Below are 15,249 nucleotides of genomic sequence, written 5' to 3'. Positions count from 1 at the left end.
TAAAGAGGTTATAGCAGTGGCTAAGGAAAAATTTGAACGTTCCAAACCGCACGTCAACGTCGGCACCATTGGTCACGTCGACCACGGTAAAACGACTCTGACAGCGGCCCTAACCCGCGTGTCTGCTGAGGTTTTCGGCGGCGACTGGCGTGAATTTGATACCATCGATAACGCTCCTGAAGAGCGCGAGCGCGGTATCACGATCGCTACTTCCCACGTGGAATATCAGTCTGAAGAGCGTCACTACGCTCACGTTGACTGCCCAGGACACGCTGACTACGTCAAGAACATGATCACCGGTGCTGCGCAGATGGACGGCGCGATCCTGGTATGTTCTGCCGCAGACGGCCCGATGCCGCAAACTCGCGAGCACATCCTGCTGTCTCGTCAGGTTGGCGTACCGTTCATCGTTGTGTTCCTGAACAAAGCGGACATGGTCGATGACGAAGAGCTGCTCGAGCTGGTAGAAATGGAAGTTCGCGAACTTCTAGACCAGTACGACTTCCCGGGCGACGACACGCCGATCATCACTGGTTCTGCCTTGATGGCGCTGAACGGTGAAGATGAGAACGGCATGGGTACTACTGCGGTAGCTAACCTGATCAAAGCTCTGGACGAGTACATTCCTGAGCCGGAGCGTGCTATCGACCAGCCGTTCCTGATGCCGATTGAAGACGTGTTCTCTATCTCTGGTCGCGGTACTGTTGTTACCGGTCGTGTAGAGCGCGGCATCGTTAAAGCGGGCGAAGAAGTGGAAATCGTGGGTATCCGCGACACCACCAAAACGATCGTTACCGGTGTTGAAATGTTCCGTAAACTGCTCGACGAAGGTCGTGCTGGTGAGAACGTTGGCGCCCTGCTGCGTGGTACTAAGCGTGATGACGTCGAGCGTGGCCAAGTATTGGCCAAGCCGGGCACCATCAACCCGCACACTACCTTCGAAGCAGAAGTTTACGTACTGTCCAAAGAAGAGGGTGGTCGTCACACGCCTTTCTTCAAGGGCTACCGTCCCCAGTTCTACTTCCGTACCACCGATGTAACCGGTACTTGTGAACTGCCGGAAGGCGTTGAAATGGTCATGCCGGGTGACAACGTTCAGATGGTTGTTACCTTGATCGCTCCGATCGCAATGGACGAAGGTTTGCGCTTCGCTATTCGTGAAGGCGGCCGTACTGTCGGTGCTGGCGTTGTGGCCAAGATCGTCAAGTAAGCTACATGCTTGAATGATGAAGGGGGCTCTGATGAGCCCCCTTTTCTGCGCACCAACAGCAAATGTTTGACATGGGCTTTTGGCGTGCCTATAATGCGCATCCTTTGAATGCGTGGGTAGACGGCTCGCGCCGTCGACATCCATTGGAGTTTAAGGCAAATGCAGAACCAAAAGATTCGCATTCGGTTGAAAGCATTCGACCATCGCCTGATCGATCAGTCCACAGCGGAAATTGTTGAAACTGCTAAGCGTACTGGTGCTCAGGTTCGTGGCCCGATCCCGCTGCCGACCAATCGCGAGCGTTACACCATCCTGATCTCGCCGCACGTCAACAAAGATGCGCGTGACCAGTATGAGATTCGTACGCACAAGCGTGTGCTCGACATTGTTGAGCCGACCGAGAAAACTGTTGACGCTTTGATGAAGCTTGATCTCGCCGCAGGCGTAGACGTGCAAATCAAACTCAACTAATTACACTAGTCACTTTGCGGCCCAGCGCTCATCGCTCTTTATAAAGAGTTGGCATGAGCAGCAGCCGCCGCGCCGTGAGGCGCCATACAATGTGCTAGTGGAATGCTCTGGAAAGGGCAGCCATAGCGGGTGATAGCCCCGTACACTATAGGAGACTGAGTATGACTATCGGTTTAGTCGGTAAAAAGGCCGGGATGACCCGTGTCTTTACCGAAGACGGCGCGTCTGTGCCCGTAACCGTTATTGAAGTTGATCCTAATCGTGTTACACGCGTTAAATCTGTCGAATCTGACGGTTACGCAGCGATTCAGGTCACATCTGGCTCTCGCAAAGCGAAGCACCTCACCAAAGCGCAAGCGGGTCAGTTTGCCAAGGCGGGTGTTGAAGCTGGTCGTGCACTGATGGAATTTCGTCTTGCAGAAGGCGAAACAATTCCTGAAGTGGGCGGCGAAATCACCGTATCCCTCTTCGAAGCTGGTCAAATGGTTGACGTGACTGGCACCTCTAAGGGTAAAGGCTTCCAGGGTGCTGTTAAGCGCTGGAATTTCCGTACCCAAGACATGACTCACGGTAACTCTCTGTCGCATCGCGCGCCGGGTTCTATCGGCATGTGTCAGACTCCGGGTCGCGTTTTCAAAGGCAAAAAGATGGCCGGTCAAATGGGTAACGCCCGTTGCACCGTGCAGAGCCTTGAGATCGTCCGTGTCGACGCCGAGCGTAACCTGCTGCTGATTAAAGGCGCCGTACCGGGTGCTCCCGGTAGTGACGTTATCGTTCGCAGCGCCGTGAAAGCAGGCTGAAGGGGATAATTACCAATGAATCTGAATCTTGCTGCAGGCGCGGGTACCGTTGAAGTAGCCGACGCCACTTTTGGCAAAGAATTCAACGAAGCGCTTGTTCACCAGGTTGTCACTGCCTATTTGGCGGCTGGTCGTCAGGGAACCCGCGCACAAAAGAGTCGTTCCGACGTTCGTGGCGGTGGTAAGAAGCCGTGGCGTCAGAAAGGCACCGGTCGTGCACGTGCCGGTACCATCCGCTCTCCGCTATGGCGTAGTGGTGGCGTAACCTTCGCGGCGCGTCCGCAAGACTACACCCAGAAGGTTAACCGCAAGATGTACCGTGCAGCGATGCGCTCCATCTTGTCTGAGCTGGTACGTCAAGAGCGTTTAGTCGCGATTGAAGAGTTCGTCGTCGATGCGCCTAAGACCAAGCAGGTAGCTGCCAAGCTGAAAGAGCTCAACCTTGAAAAAGTGTTGATCGTCACTGAAGAAATCGACGAGAAGCTCTATTTGGCCGCACGCAACCTTCCCCACGTTGACGTGGTGGATGTCGCGGCAGCTGACCCGGTAAGCCTGGTAGCCTTTGATAAGGTCCTGATTACCGTCTCCGCCCTGCGTAAATTCGAGGAGAAGCTGGCATGAACCAGGAACGCGTATTTAAGGTTCTGCTTGGGCCGCACGTGACCGAAAAGGCCGCAATGGCAGCCGAGCGCAACCAGTACGTTTTCAAGGTAGCATCTGATGCTACCAAGCCCGAGATCAAAAAGGCCGTTGAAGCACTCTTCGGCAAAAAGGTCGGTAGTGTTCAGGTTCTGAACATGAAGGGTAAAACAAAGCGTACTGCGAACGGCGTTGGCCTGCGTAAGGGTTACCGCAAAGCGTATGTGACCCTGGCTGCGGGTGAAACGCTCGAAGACTTCTCTGGCGCCGAATAAGGGCAGGAGTACGGATAATGGCAATCGTCAAGACCAAACCCACTTCCGCCGGTCGTCGCCACGTCGTCAAGATCGTTGGCGAGGAACTGTTTAAAGGCCGTGCCTATGCACCGCTTTTGGAAAAACAGTCCAAGTCCGGCGGCCGGAATAACTACGGTCGTATCACCACCCGCCACGTGGGCGGTGGTCATCGTCACCACTATCGGTTGATCGATTTCAAGCGTACCAAGGATGGCATTCCTGCCACCGTTGAGCGCCTGGAGCACGATCCCAACCGCAGTGCGCACATTGCACTGCTGAAGTATGCCGATGGTGAACGTCGTTACATCATTGCACCGAAAGGTGTCAGCGCGGGTGACGTGCTGGAATCTGGTGTTAACGCGTCAATCAAGAAAGGCAATGCCTTGCCGCTGCGTAACGTTCCGCTGGGTTCTACGGTGCACTGCATCGAACTCAAGCCGGGCAAAGGTGCGCAGATTGCTCGCAGTGCCGGTACAAGCGCCCAGTTGGTTGCTCGTGAAGGTAACTATGCCACCTTGCGTCTTCGCTCTGGCGAAATGCGTAAAGTGTTGGCCGAGTGCCGCGCGACGTTGGGTGAAGTGAGCAACTCTGAGCACAGCCTGCGTCAACTTGGCAAGGCCGGTGCGAAGCGCTGGAGAGGCGTGCGTCCGACTGTTCGCGGTGTCGCGATGAACCCAGTCGATCACCCACACGGTGGTGGCGAAGGCCGCACCAGTGGTGGTCGTCACCCGGTATCCCCATGGGGTGTGCCGACTAAGGGTCACAAGACGCGTAAGAACAAGCGCACCGACAAGCTGATCATTCGTCGTCGTAATAAGACGCGTTGATCTAAATTGCCAAGACATTAAGAGGTAACGGCTGTGCCACGTTCACTAAAGAAAGGTCCCTTCATTGACCTTCATCTTTTGAAGAAGGTAGAGGCTGCAGTGGAGAAGAGCGATCGCAAACCAATTAAGACTTGGTCGCGTCGTTCTATGATCCTGCCCAATATGGTAGGCCTCACTATCGCGGTCCATAATGGTCGCCAACACGTCCCGGTGCACGTCTCCGAGGAAATGGTTGGCCACAAATTGGGCGAATTCGCTGCTACTCGCACTTATCGCGGGCATGCGGCGGATAAAAAAGCCAAACGGTAAGCCAGAGAGGATTGAGAGATGGAAGTCACAGCTAAGCTGCTTGGCGCTCGTTTATCCGCCCAGAAGGCCCGTTTGGTGGCTGACCAGGTGCGCGGTAAACCTGTCGCCGAGGCACTCGACCTGCTGACCTTCTCACCGAAGAAGGCTGCCAAGCTGGTTAAGAAGGTGCTGCAATCCGCGATTGCAAATGCGGAAGAAAATAACGGCATGGATATTGACGAGCTGCGTGTCTCGACCATCTGCGTCGATGAGGGCATGACGCTCAAGCGTATCAAGCCGCGTGCCAAGGGGCGTGCGGATCGTATCTTGAAGCGCACGTGCCACATCACCGTCAAGGTAGCCGAGAAGTAGGAGTCGACCGATGGGTCAGAAAGTCAATCCAACAGGCATTCGACTGGGCATCGTCAAAGACCATGCTTCTGTCTGGTATGCTGAGCGCGGCGCTTACGCCGATAAGCTCAATAACGATCTCGAAGTGCGTAGCTTCCTGGAAGAGCGTCTTAAAAGCGCCTCTGTTAGCCGCATCCACATCGAGCGTCCGGCGAACAATGCCCGCATCACCATTCACACTGCCCGTCCGGGTATCGTGATTGGTAAGAAAGGTGAAGATGTCGACCGTTTGCGTCGCGATCTCACCCAGATGATGGGTGTTCCCGTGCATGTGAACATCGAAGAAGTTCGCAAGCCGGAGCTGGATGCCAAGCTAGTCGCTGCTAACGTAGCGGGTCAGCTTGAGCGTCGCGTTATGTTCCGTCGTGCTATGAAGCGCGCGGTACAGAACGCAATGCGTCTTGGCGCTGGTGGCATCAAGATTCAGCTGTCAGGTCGTCTTGGTGGCGCTGAAATCGCACGTACCGAATGGTACCGCGAAGGTCGCGTTCCGCTGCACACGTTGCGTGCGGATATCGACTACGCCACTTACGAAGCTCACACCACCTATGGCGTTATCGGCGTCAAAGTGTGGATCTTCAAGGGTGAAATCCTCGGCGGTATCGAGGAAGTACGTGCCAAGGCCAAACAGCCTGCCGGCAACGCGCCCAAGAAGAAAGGTTCCAGGTAAGGGGAGAGCGAGTCGATGTTACAGCCCAAGCGTATGAAATTCCGCAAGATGATGAAAGGCCGCAACCGTGGCCTGGCGCATCGCGGAAGCAAGATCAGCTTCGGGGAATACGGCCTTAAAGCTACTGGTCGCGGCCGCATCACTGCGCGTCAGATCGAAGCAGGCCGTCGTGCGATCACACGTCACGTAAAGCGTGGCGGTAAGATTTGGATCCGCGTATTCCCTGATAAGCCGATCTCCAAGAAGCCGCTCGAAGTTCGTATGGGTAAAGGTAAAGGTTCTGTTGAGTACTGGGTTGCCCAGATCCAACCGGGTCGGGTCCTGTATGAAATTGAAGGCGTGTCGGAAGAGCTCGCTCGTGAAGCGTTTGAGCTTGCCGCACAGAAAATGCCCTTATCCACCACCTTTGCGAAACGGACGGTGATGTGATGAAAGCCCAGGAAATTCGTGAAAAGTCCGCAGGAGAGCTCCAGGAGCAACTCCTCGAACTCCTCCGCGAGCAGTTTAACCTGCGCATGCAGAAGGCCACTGGCCAACTGAGCCAGACTCATCTGCTCAAGCAGGTCCGCCGGGATATCGCCCGCGTTAAGACTTTGCTCAACGAGAAGGCAGGTGATTGAGATGGCCGAAGAAAACACAAAGCGTACGCTCACCGGTAAAGTGGTGAGCGATAAGATGGACAAGTCCATCGTCGTCATGATCGAGCGGCGCGAGCGTCACCCGATCTACGGAAAATACGTTAAGCGCTCCACCAAGCTGCACGCCCATGATGAGGCGAACCAGGCTAAGGCAGGCGATACGGTCTCTATTCAAGAGTGCCGTCCGCTTTCCAAGAAAAAAGCTTGGACGCTGGTCGAGGTGGTTGAACACGCCAAGGGGTAATCCCAAGGCTTGTCAATCAGTGCAGTCAGATTAGGTTTGGAGAAAACCGATGATTCAGACTCAGACAATGCTGGATGTCGCCGACAACAGCGGAGCGCGCCGGGTGCAGTGCATCAAGGTGTTAGGCGGATCACACCGTCGTTACGCTCGCGTTGGTGATATCATCAAGGTCACGGTTAAGGAAGCGATTCCGCGTGGCAAGGTCAAAAAAGGCCAGGTGCTAAAAGCGGTCGTGGTCCGGACCCGTAGTGGCGTCCGTCGTCCCGACGGTTCGCTCATCCGTTTCGATGGAAATGCGGCAGTTTTGTTGAATAACACCAACGAACAGCCCATCGGTACCCGTATTTTTGGGCCGGTGACTCGTGAACTTCGTAATGAAAAGTTCATGAAGATCATTTCCTTAGCGCCTGAAGTGCTGTAAGGAGCGAGGCGGATATGCAAAAGATCAAACGTGACGATGAAGTCATCGTCATCGCCGGGAAGGATAAAGGCAAACGTGGCACCGTTAAGCGGGTATTAGAAAACCGCTTCTTGGTGTCCGGTGTGAACATGATTAAACGTCACACCAAGCCAAATCCCATGGCGGGAAATCAGGGCGGTATCGTCGAGCGTGAGGCTCCGATTCACGCGTCCAACGTAGCCATCTTCAATTCGGAGACCGGTAAGGCGGATCGCGTCGGCTTCCAAGTGAAGGAAGACGGTACCAAGGTACGTATCTACAAGTCGACGCAGACGCAGATCGACGCCTAACGCGAGTCGGGTAGCAAAATGGCGAACTTGAAAGAACGTTATCAAAACGAGGTAGCAGCTCAACTCAAAGAAGAGTTCAGCTATGCCAACGTTATGCAGGTACCCCGGATCACGAAAGTGACTCTGAACATGGGTATCGGCGAAGCAGTCAACGATAAAAAGTTGATTGACAATGCCATCGGCGATCTAGAGAAGCTCTCTGGTCAAAAACCGTTGGTGACCAAGGCACGTAAGTCCATCGCGGGCTTTAAGGTACGTGAAGGTTGGCCAATCGGTATTAAGGTGACCCTGCGCGCTGAGCGCATGTGGGACTTCTTGGACCGTTTGGTTTACATCGCGATTCCCCGCGTGCGTGACTTCCGTGGTCTTAACCCGAAGTCTTTTGACGGTCGCGGCAATTACTCCATGGGTGTGCGTGAGCAGATCATCTTCCCGGAGATCGAGTATGATAAGATCGATCGTATCCGAGGGTTGGACGTCACTATCACTACTACCGCCAAAACCGACGAGGAAGGTCGTGCGCTACTAACCGCACTGAACTTCCCCTTCAAGAAATAAGGGTTGGATCATGGCTAAGAAAAGTATGATAGAGCGTGAGCTTAAGCGTACGCAGCTGGTGGCAAAGTATGCCACCAAGCGCGCAGAGCTTAAGAAAATCATCTCGGATGTGAACACGTCTGAGGAAGACCGCTTCGAGGCGACGCTGAAGCTGCAGCAATTGCCGCGTGACTCAAGCCCGGTACGTCAGCGTAACCGCTGCCGTATCACCGGTCGTCCGCACGGTTTTTACAACAAGTTCGGCCTCGGCCGTAACAAGCTGCGTGAAGCCGCCATGCGTGGCGACGTTCCTGGTCTTAAAAAGTCCAGTTGGTAACGCCACGTAGTATCATCAGGAGCGCACATTAAATGAGCATGCAAGACACTCTGGCGGATATGTTTACCCGTATCCGCAATGCGCAGATGGCCACCAAGGAGACGGCTACCATGCCGTCCTCCAAGCTGAAAGTACAAGTGGCCCGAGTGCTAAAGGAAGAAGGCTACATTGCCGACTTTACGGTTGCCGAAGGTGTTAAGCCTGAGCTAACCATCACTCTCAAGTACTTTGAGGGTAAGCCGGTCATTGAGCATATTCAGCGGGTTTCCAAGCCGTCCCTGCGCCGTTACATGGGTAAGGACAACTTGCCTAAGGTCGCCGATGGTCTCGGTATCGCGATTGTCACCACGTCAACGGGTGTCATGACCGATCGTGCCGCGCGCCAAGCGGGTGTCGGTGGCGAAGTCATCTGCACCGTATTCTAGGAGGCTGGAATGTCCCGCATAGCGAAATATCCGGTTAAAGTGCCTGCCGGCGTTGACATTAAAATCAATGCCGACCAGCTGACCGCCAAAGGCGGCCAGGGCACGCTATCTATGACGATCCACTCTGATGTAGTGGTTAATCAAGAAGATGGCCAGCTGACCTTCGCCCCGAGTGAGTCTGCCAAGAGCTGGGCAATGGCCGGTACTACCCGCGCCTTAGTTCAGAACCTGGTAACGGGCGTATCCGAGGGTTTTACACGAACTCTCGAAATTGTTGGCGTCGGTTATCGTGCCCAAGCTAAGGGCCAGACGCTCAATCTTTCACTGGGCTTCTCGCACCCGGTCGACTACGAACTGCCTGAAGGTGTCTCAGCGGAAACGCCGAAGAACACCGTGATCGTGCTGAAAAGCGCGGACAAGCAGCAGCTCGGTCAGTGCGCCGCGGAAATCCGCGCTTTCCGTCCGCCCGAGCCGTATAAAGGCAAGGGTGTACGGTACGCCGACGAGCAGGTGCGTCGCAAAGAAGCCAAGAAGAAGTAAGGCAGGGTTATGAACGCGAAGAAAGAATCTCGTCTCCGTCGTGCCCGCCGCGCTCGCGCGAAGATCCGCGAGCTGGGCGTGTATCGCCTGTGCGTCAACCGTACCCCGCGTCACATCTATGCGCAGATTATCTCGCCGGATGGTGGCAAAGTGCTAGCCAGTGCTTCTACGCTGGACAAAGCACTGCGCGAGGGTGCGACCGGCAACTCAGATGCGGCCTCTAAAGTAGGTGCTCTGATTGCTGAACGCGCTAAAGAAGCAGGCATCACCCAGGTGGCCTTCGACCGTGCTGGCTTTAAGTATCACGGCCGCGTCAAGGCGCTGGCCGACGCCGCACGTGAAGGCGGCCTGGAATTCTAAAGGGTTTTACGATGGCGAAGAACGAACAGCAAAGCGGTGATCTGCAAGAGAAGTTAGTGCAGGTCAACCGCGTCGCCAAGGTGGTCAAGGGTGGTCGTATTTTCGGCTTCACCGCACTGACCGTCGTTGGTGATGGTAAAGGTCGTGTCGGTTTCGGTCGTGGCAAAGCACGTGAAGTGCCTGTCGCGATCCAGAAAGCGATGGATCAAGCTCGTCGCAACATGGTCAAGGTGAACCTTGCTGGCCATACGCTGCAGTACCCGGTCAAAGCCCGTCACGGTGCTTCCAAGGTGTACATGCAGCCGGCTTCCGAAGGTACCGGTATCATCGCCGGTGGCGCCATGCGCTCTGTACTAGAGCTTGCCGGTGTCCACGACGTACTGGCCAAGTGCTACGGTTCCACCAACCCGGTTAACGTGGTGCGAGCGACTGTTAAAGGTCTCTCCTCCATGCAAGCACCGGAAGACGTGGCCGCCAAGCGCGGTCTGTCTGTCGAAGCGATCACGGGGTAAGGCACCATGGCAGCAACGATCAAGGTTACCCAGATCCGCAGCACCATCGGCATTATGCCCAAGCACAAGGCTACTATGAAAGGCTTGGGCCTGCGTCGCATCGGTCATACGGTTGAACTGGAAGACACCCCTGCCGTACGCGGCATGATCCACAAGGTAACTTACCTTGTGCGCGTTGAGGGAGAGTAATCCATGAAACTCAATAACCTAAGCCCGGCTCCGGGCTCCAAACACGCTGCAAAGCGTGTGGGTCGTGGCATCGGTTCCGGTCTTGGTAAGACCGGTGGCCGTGGCCACAAAGGTCAGAAATCACGTAGTGGCGGCAGTGTTAAGCCCGGTTTCGAAGGCGGTCAGATGCCTTTGCAGCGTCGTTTGCCGAAATTCGGCTTTACGTCTGCGAAGTCGCTGGTCTCTGAAGAAGTACGCCTGGCTGAGCTTGCTAAAGTTGCCGGTGGCGAAGTCACCATGGCATCTTTGAAAGAAGCCAACGTGCTGAAGGATGCTACGCTACACGCGAAGATTATCCTTTCTGGCGAATTGAAAACGGCGGTTACCGTTCGCGGAATCAAGGTCACCAAAGGTGCCCGTGAAGCGATCGAAGCCGCTGGCGGCAAGGTAGAGGACTAAATGGCCAAGTCAGGAAAAATGCCGGCGATGGGCAGCGGTCTGAGTGAACTGTGGGCGCGTTTGCGCTTCGTGCTCCTCGCCATCGTGGTGTACCGTATTGGTGCCCACATTCCCGTTCCCGGTATCAATCCTGACCAGCTTGCTGCCTTGTTTAGGGAGCAACAGGGAACCATCCTAGGCATGTTTAACATGTTCTCGGGTGGCGCCCTGGAGCGCATGAGTGTCCTCGCCCTGGGTATCATGCCCTATATTTCGGCGTCGATTATCATGCAGCTCATGACTGCGGTCTCCCCTCATCTTGAGCAGCTCAAGAAAGAGGGTGAGGCTGGCCGCCGCAAGATTAGCCAGTACACCCGCTACGGCACGGTGATACTGGCATTTGTCCAGGCAACCGGTATGTCCGTCGGCCTGGCTAGCCAAGGCATCGCGTACAGCGCTGACTTTAGCTTCTACTTCACCGCCGTGATTACGTTCGTATCAGGCGCGGTGTTTATGATGTGGCTAGGTGAGCAGATTACCGAGAAGGGCATTGGCAACGGTATTTCGCTGCTAATCTTTGCCGGTATTGTCGCTGGACTACCCAGTGCCGTGGGCCAAGCCTTCGAGCTTGCCCGTAATGAAGGGGCCTGGAATGTTCTGCCGCTGTTAGCGTTGTCTGCGTTAGGTATTGCGACTGTCGCCTTCGTGGTTTTCATCGAGCGTGGCCAACGCCGCCTCAAGGTGAACTACCCCCGGCGTCAAGTGGGCAATAAGATGTATGCAGGGCAAAGTAGCTACCTGCCTTTGAAGGTCAACATGGCTGGCGTTATTCCGGCGATTTTTGCCTCCAGTATTCTGCTCTTCCCGGCCTCTATCGGTCAGTGGGTAGGTGCCGGTGAAGGTATGGAGTGGTTGCAGCGTGCATCTCAGGCATTAGGCCCAGGTCAACCGCTTTACATCTTGCTTTTCGCGGCGGCAGTGGTATTCTTCTGCTTCTTTTACACAGCGCTGGTCTTCAACCCCAAGGATGTGGCTGACAATCTTAAAAAGTCAGGCGCTTTCCTGCCGGGCATTCGCCCCGGCGAGCAGACCGCTCGCTATATCGACAAGGTCATGACACGTCTGACCCTGTTCGGTGCCTTGTATATCACTGCGGTTTCCTTGATGCCCCAGTTCTTGATTGTGGCGTGGAACGTGCCGTTTTTCTTCGGCGGTACCTCGTTGTTAATCGTAGTCGTGGTCATCATGGACTTCATGGCCCAGGTGCAATCGCATCTCATGTCGCATCAGTATGACTCAGTGATGAAGAAGTCCAACCTGAAAGGCTACGGTAGCGGCGGTATCATGCGCTGAGGCGCCGCCCACCCCTATTAAGTTAGTGAGGGGGCGTGCCGCGAGCCGGTTTTTGGAGAAAGATCGATGAAAGTTCGAGCTTCCGTAAAGAAAATGTGCCGTAACTGCAAGATCATTCGTCGCAATGGCGCTGTCCGCGTCATCTGCAGCGAACCACGGCACAAACAACGCCAGGGTTAATCCCCCTGGGTTGTATTAAGCGGTGCCAGCATACCCCTTGCCTTAGGGCGCTAAAAGGGGTATGCTGTTGCGCCTTTTGTAGATGAATAAACGAGCAAGCCGCTCAAATTTCGGAGTAAGCTGATGGCCCGTATTGCAGGCGTCAATATCCCGGACAACAAGCATGCGGCGATCTCGCTGACCTATATCTTCGGGATTGGCCGTACCCGTGCTGAGCACATCTGTGCAGCAGCCGGTATTGCCATGAATGCCAAGATCCAGGACCTGTCTTCTGAAGAAGTCGACACCCTGCGTTCTGAAGTTGGCAAGTACACCGTAGAAGGCGACCTTCGTCGTGATGTCACGCTTAACATTAAGCGTCTCATGGACTTAGGCTGCTACCGTGGTCTGCGTCATCGTCGTAGTCTTCCGCTGCGTGGTCAGCGGACTAAGACTAACGCGCGCACCCGTAAGGGCCCGCGTAAGCCGATCCGCAAATAACACGCACGTTCTGGCGTAAAGACAGGAATAGACATCAACATGGCTAACCCGCGTAGTAACCGTAAAAAGGTTAAAAAGCAGGTAGTGGACGCGATTGCGCATATCCATGCCTCTTTTAACAACACGATCGTGACGATCACAGACCGCCAGGGCAACGCTCTTTCTTGGGCGACTGCCGGTGGTTCGGGTTTTCGTGGTTCTCGCAAGAGCACCCCGTTCGCTGCTCAAGTGGCAAGCGAACGTGCAGCAACTGCTGCAGCCGAGTATGGTGTGAAAAACGTAGACGTACTGGTTAAAGGTCCAGGACCCGGTCGTGAATCCGCCGTGCGTGCACTGAATGCCGCCGGCTTCCGCGTGCAAAGCATCGTAGACGCGACGCCCATTCCCCATAATGGCTGCCGTCCGCCGAAGAAACGCCGCGTTTAAGGAGACAGATTCATGGCTCGTTATATTGGACCGAAGTGCAAACTGTCTCGTCGTGAAGGCACCGACCTCTTTTTGAAGAGTGGTGTGACTCCCTTCGAGAAAAAGTGTAAATCCGAGCAAATCCCGGGTGTACACGGCCAGCGTCGTCAACGTCTTTCAGACTACGGCTTGCAGCTTCGCGAGAAGCAAAAAGTACGTCGCATGTATGGCGTACTCGAAAAACAGTTCCGTAACTACTACAAAGAAGCCGCTCGCCTGAAAGGCGCGACTGGTGAAGTATTGTTGCAGTTGCTCGAATCCCGACTGGATAATGTCGTCTACCGCATGGGCTTCGGCTCGACTCGCTCTGAAGCGCGTCAGCTGGTCAGCCACAAGGCGATTTCCGTGAACGGCCGCACCGTTAACGTAGCTTCCTATCAAGTGAAGCCGGGTGACGTTGTTTCCATTCGCGAAAAGGCGAAAAACCAAGCACGTATTCAAAGCGCGTTGTCCATTGCGGCCAACCGTGGCGATATCGCTTGGATCGAAATCGACGCCAAGAAGATGGAAGGCACTTTCAAGGCTCTGCCTGAACGCGGTGACCTGTCTGCCGACATCAACGAAAACCTGATCGTCGAGCTGTACTCCAAGTAAGCAGTTTTCTGTTTCTTGTCAACCTGGTGCGGGTGTAACGCCCGCGCCAGGTCGTACCGAGTACCAAGTATCCGTTTGGCAGCCTGAAAGGTGTTCATATGCAGCGTTCAGTGACAGAGTTTCTACGTCCTCGCGACATCAAGGTCGAAGAAATCAGCGCACATCACGCCAAAATCGTGCTCGAACCGTTCGAGCGTGGCTTTGGTCACACCCTGGGGAATGCACTGCGTCGCATTCTGCTTTCGTCTATGCCCGGCTGTGCCGTGGTAGAGGCTGAAATTGCTGGCGTCGAGCATGAATACAGTGCGCTCGAAGGGGTGCAGGAAGATGTCATTGAAATCCTCCTGAACTTGAAAGATGTTGCGATCAAGATGCACAGCCGCGATGAGGCGGTGCTCACGCTGAACAAGCAGGGCCCAGCCGTCGTCACCGCTGGCGACATTGCGCTTGATCATAGCGTCGAAATCGTCAACCCGGACCACATCATTGCTCATGTCAATGAAGGTGCCGAGCTGAAAATTCAGCTTAAGGTAGCGCTGGGTCGTGGCTACGAACCGGCTGACGCGCGTGGCTCTGATGAAGAGACCCGTGCCATTGGCCGCCTGCAGCTGGATGCCACCTTCAGCCCTGTCCGCCGTGTTTCCTACTCGGTTGAAGCCGCTCGTGTTGAGCAGCGCACCGATCTCGATAAGCTAATTATCGATCTGGAAACCGACGGTACCCTGGATCCGGAAGAGGCTATCCGTCGCAGTGCGACCATCCTGCAAGAGCAGCTGGCCGCCTTCGTCGACCTGGAAGCTGATAAAGAACAGGAAGTCGAAGAGGAAGAGGATCATGTTGATCCAATTCTATTGCGCCCCGTAGACGATCTTGAGTTGACCGTTCGCAGCGCGAACTGCCTAAAAGCCGAGAATATTTATTACATCGGTGATCTTATCCAGCGCACAGAAGTTGAGCTGTTGAAGACACCGAATCTCGGTAAGAAATCTTTGAATGAAATCAAAGACGTATTGGCGGCTCGCGGCTTGTCCCTTGGCATGCGGTTGGAAAATTGGCCTCCGGCAAGCCTGAAGGACGACAAAGCCTCCGCGTGAGCGTCGACTTGAGTCCCAGTTTGGTAAGGAATTACAACCATGCGTCATCGTAAGAGTGGTCGTCATCTGAATCGCACCAGCTCGCATCGTCAGGCCATGTTCAAGAACATGTCTGTCTCGCTGGTCGAGCATGAAGTCATTAAGACAACCCTGCCTAAAGCCAAGGAGCTGCGTCGCGTTATCGAGCCGCTGATCACCTTGTCTAAGCAGGATAGCGTTGCAAACCGTCGTTTGGCATTTGCCCGCACGCGCTCTAAAGAAGCCGTCGGCAAACTGTTCAACGAACTAGGTCCGCGTTATGCCGAGCGTCCGGGCGGTTACGTCCGTATTCTTAAGTGCGGTTTCCGCACCGGCGACAACGCACCTATGGCGTTCGTTGAGCTAGTTGACCGTCCGGTTGTTGAAGAAGCCGCTGCAGAAGAGTAATTTTCTGCGCTAGGTTTTTTTAGTAGCGATCGAAAACCGACCCCTCAGTGGGTCGGTTTTTTTATGGCATATATTCATCTTCTTTTGATACGTATG

Annotated in this window: 29 protein-coding genes; all 29 read left to right on the top strand. The window is 54.8% G+C overall.

The features are described 5' to 3' along the window. Nucleotides 1–16: 16 nt before the first annotated feature. The 29 genes from tuf to rplQ all read left to right on the top strand — a co-directional run bounded on the left by tuf (nt 17) and on the right by rplQ (nt 15,153). On the top strand, nt 17–1,210 hold the full coding sequence (gene tuf, locus V8L70_RS07870) for an elongation factor Tu (RefSeq protein ID WP_101147113.1): 1,194 nt from the start codon (nt 17–19) through the stop codon (nt 1,208–1,210). Between the two features lie 159 nt (nt 1,211–1,369). Further along, the gene (gene rpsJ, locus V8L70_RS07865) at nt 1,370–1,681 is read left to right on the top strand and encodes a 30S ribosomal protein S10 (RefSeq protein ID WP_007112007.1); all 312 of its coding nucleotides are present in this window, start codon (nt 1,370–1,372) and stop codon (nt 1,679–1,681) included. Nucleotides 1,682–1,842: 161 nt separating this feature from the next. Then, nucleotides 1,843–2,481: a 50S ribosomal protein L3 gene (rplC, locus tag V8L70_RS07860; RefSeq protein ID WP_008959169.1), complete on the top strand. Its 639-nt coding sequence runs from the start codon at nt 1,843–1,845 to the stop codon at nt 2,479–2,481. Nucleotides 2,482–2,496: 15 nt separating this feature from the next. Further along, a complete protein-coding gene (rplD, locus tag V8L70_RS07855) occupies nt 2,497–3,102 on the top strand; it encodes a 50S ribosomal protein L4 (RefSeq protein ID WP_008959168.1) in 606 nt (201 codons plus the stop codon). Continuing rightward, nucleotides 3,099–3,395, top strand: coding sequence for a 50S ribosomal protein L23 (gene rplW, locus V8L70_RS07850; protein WP_008959167.1), 297 nt, complete (start codon nt 3,099–3,101; stop codon nt 3,393–3,395). The genes rplD and rplW overlap by 4 nt, the downstream gene beginning before the upstream one ends. A 17-nt stretch (nt 3,396–3,412) precedes the next feature. Continuing rightward, nucleotides 3,413–4,243, top strand: a complete 831-nt coding sequence (gene rplB / locus V8L70_RS07845) for a 50S ribosomal protein L2 (protein WP_008959166.1) — start codon at nt 3,413–3,415, stop codon at nt 4,241–4,243. A gap of 33 nt (nt 4,244–4,276) precedes the next feature. Next, the gene (rpsS, locus tag V8L70_RS07840; protein ID WP_008959165.1) at nt 4,277–4,552 is read left to right on the top strand and encodes a 30S ribosomal protein S19; all 276 of its coding nucleotides are present in this window, start codon (nt 4,277–4,279) and stop codon (nt 4,550–4,552) included. An 18-nt stretch (nt 4,553–4,570) separates the two neighbouring features. Further along, the gene (gene rplV, locus V8L70_RS07835) at nt 4,571–4,903 is read left to right on the top strand and encodes a 50S ribosomal protein L22 (RefSeq protein WP_007112002.1); all 333 of its coding nucleotides are present in this window, start codon (nt 4,571–4,573) and stop codon (nt 4,901–4,903) included. A gap of 10 nt (nt 4,904–4,913) precedes the next feature. Beyond that, on the top strand, nt 4,914–5,612 hold the full coding sequence (gene rpsC / locus V8L70_RS07830; RefSeq protein ID WP_008959164.1) for a 30S ribosomal protein S3: 699 nt from the start codon (nt 4,914–4,916) through the stop codon (nt 5,610–5,612). A gap of 15 nt (nt 5,613–5,627) precedes the next feature. Then, entirely contained in the window at nt 5,628–6,041 is a 414-nt protein-coding gene (rplP, locus tag V8L70_RS07825; RefSeq protein WP_007112000.1) for a 50S ribosomal protein L16, read from the top strand. Beyond that, a complete protein-coding gene (rpmC, locus tag V8L70_RS07820; RefSeq protein WP_007111999.1) occupies nt 6,041–6,232 on the top strand; it encodes a 50S ribosomal protein L29 in 192 nt (63 codons plus the stop codon). The genes rplP and rpmC overlap by 1 nt, the downstream gene beginning before the upstream one ends. Nucleotide 6,233: 1 nt before the next feature. Next, nucleotides 6,234–6,494: a 30S ribosomal protein S17 gene (rpsQ, locus tag V8L70_RS07815; protein WP_007111998.1), complete on the top strand. Its 261-nt coding sequence runs from the start codon at nt 6,234–6,236 to the stop codon at nt 6,492–6,494. A 49-nt stretch (nt 6,495–6,543) separates the two neighbouring features. Continuing rightward, entirely contained in the window at nt 6,544–6,915 is a 372-nt protein-coding gene (rplN, locus tag V8L70_RS07810) for a 50S ribosomal protein L14 (protein WP_008959163.1), read from the top strand. A gap of 14 nt (nt 6,916–6,929) precedes the next feature. Continuing rightward, nucleotides 6,930–7,244, top strand: coding sequence for a 50S ribosomal protein L24 (gene rplX, locus V8L70_RS07805; protein ID WP_007111996.1), 315 nt, complete (start codon nt 6,930–6,932; stop codon nt 7,242–7,244). An 18-nt stretch (nt 7,245–7,262) separates the two neighbouring features. Further along, on the top strand, nt 7,263–7,802 hold the full coding sequence (gene rplE / locus V8L70_RS07800; RefSeq protein WP_007111995.1) for a 50S ribosomal protein L5: 540 nt from the start codon (nt 7,263–7,265) through the stop codon (nt 7,800–7,802). 10 nt (nt 7,803–7,812) lie between these two features. Continuing rightward, nucleotides 7,813–8,118, top strand: a complete 306-nt coding sequence (gene rpsN, locus V8L70_RS07795) for a 30S ribosomal protein S14 (RefSeq protein ID WP_008959162.1) — start codon at nt 7,813–7,815, stop codon at nt 8,116–8,118. A 32-nt stretch (nt 8,119–8,150) separates the two neighbouring features. Continuing rightward, nucleotides 8,151–8,543 (top strand): 30S ribosomal protein S8, encoded by a 393-nt coding sequence (gene rpsH / locus V8L70_RS07790; protein ID WP_008959161.1) that lies wholly within the window; start codon nt 8,151–8,153, stop codon nt 8,541–8,543. Nucleotides 8,544–8,552: 9 nt separating this feature from the next. Next, nucleotides 8,553–9,083: a 50S ribosomal protein L6 gene (gene rplF, locus V8L70_RS07785; protein ID WP_101147112.1), complete on the top strand. Its 531-nt coding sequence runs from the start codon at nt 8,553–8,555 to the stop codon at nt 9,081–9,083. A 9-nt stretch (nt 9,084–9,092) separates the two neighbouring features. Then, complete coding sequence (gene rplR / locus V8L70_RS07780; protein WP_008959159.1) at nt 9,093–9,443, top strand: 50S ribosomal protein L18; 351 nt, start codon at nt 9,093–9,095, stop codon at nt 9,441–9,443. 11 nt (nt 9,444–9,454) lie between these two features. Continuing rightward, nucleotides 9,455–9,955: a 30S ribosomal protein S5 gene (gene rpsE, locus V8L70_RS07775; RefSeq protein WP_007111990.1), complete on the top strand. Its 501-nt coding sequence runs from the start codon at nt 9,455–9,457 to the stop codon at nt 9,953–9,955. A gap of 6 nt (nt 9,956–9,961) precedes the next feature. Then, the gene (gene rpmD / locus V8L70_RS07770; protein ID WP_008959157.1) at nt 9,962–10,144 is read left to right on the top strand and encodes a 50S ribosomal protein L30; all 183 of its coding nucleotides are present in this window, start codon (nt 9,962–9,964) and stop codon (nt 10,142–10,144) included. 3 nt (nt 10,145–10,147) lie between these two features. Further along, nucleotides 10,148–10,582, top strand: coding sequence for a 50S ribosomal protein L15 (gene rplO / locus V8L70_RS07765; RefSeq protein ID WP_101147111.1), 435 nt, complete (start codon nt 10,148–10,150; stop codon nt 10,580–10,582). Next, nucleotides 10,583–11,914 (top strand): preprotein translocase subunit SecY, encoded by a 1,332-nt coding sequence (secY, locus tag V8L70_RS07760; RefSeq protein WP_101147110.1) that lies wholly within the window; start codon nt 10,583–10,585, stop codon nt 11,912–11,914. Nucleotides 11,915–11,980: 66 nt separating this feature from the next. Next, a complete protein-coding gene (rpmJ, locus tag V8L70_RS07755) occupies nt 11,981–12,094 on the top strand; it encodes a 50S ribosomal protein L36 (protein ID WP_008959154.1) in 114 nt (37 codons plus the stop codon). A gap of 123 nt (nt 12,095–12,217) precedes the next feature. Then, entirely contained in the window at nt 12,218–12,574 is a 357-nt protein-coding gene (gene rpsM / locus V8L70_RS07750; protein WP_007111986.1) for a 30S ribosomal protein S13, read from the top strand. Between the two features lie 39 nt (nt 12,575–12,613). Then, a complete protein-coding gene (rpsK, locus tag V8L70_RS07745; protein WP_007111985.1) occupies nt 12,614–13,000 on the top strand; it encodes a 30S ribosomal protein S11 in 387 nt (128 codons plus the stop codon). Nucleotides 13,001–13,012: 12 nt separating this feature from the next. Next, nucleotides 13,013–13,633: a 30S ribosomal protein S4 gene (gene rpsD, locus V8L70_RS07740; protein WP_008959152.1), complete on the top strand. Its 621-nt coding sequence runs from the start codon at nt 13,013–13,015 to the stop codon at nt 13,631–13,633. Nucleotides 13,634–13,731: 98 nt separating this feature from the next. Continuing rightward, entirely contained in the window at nt 13,732–14,727 is a 996-nt protein-coding gene (locus V8L70_RS07735; RefSeq protein WP_008959151.1) for a DNA-directed RNA polymerase subunit alpha, read from the top strand. A gap of 39 nt (nt 14,728–14,766) precedes the next feature. Beyond that, complete coding sequence (rplQ, locus tag V8L70_RS07730; RefSeq protein WP_008959150.1) at nt 14,767–15,153, top strand: 50S ribosomal protein L17; 387 nt, start codon at nt 14,767–14,769, stop codon at nt 15,151–15,153. Nucleotides 15,154–15,249: the final 96 nt, after the last annotated feature.

This window comes from Vreelandella arctica (assembly GCF_037070215.1).
GTDB lineage: Bacteria > Pseudomonadota > Gammaproteobacteria > Pseudomonadales > Halomonadaceae > Vreelandella > Vreelandella arctica.
This window is presented reverse-complemented; position numbering and strand designations above follow the sequence as displayed.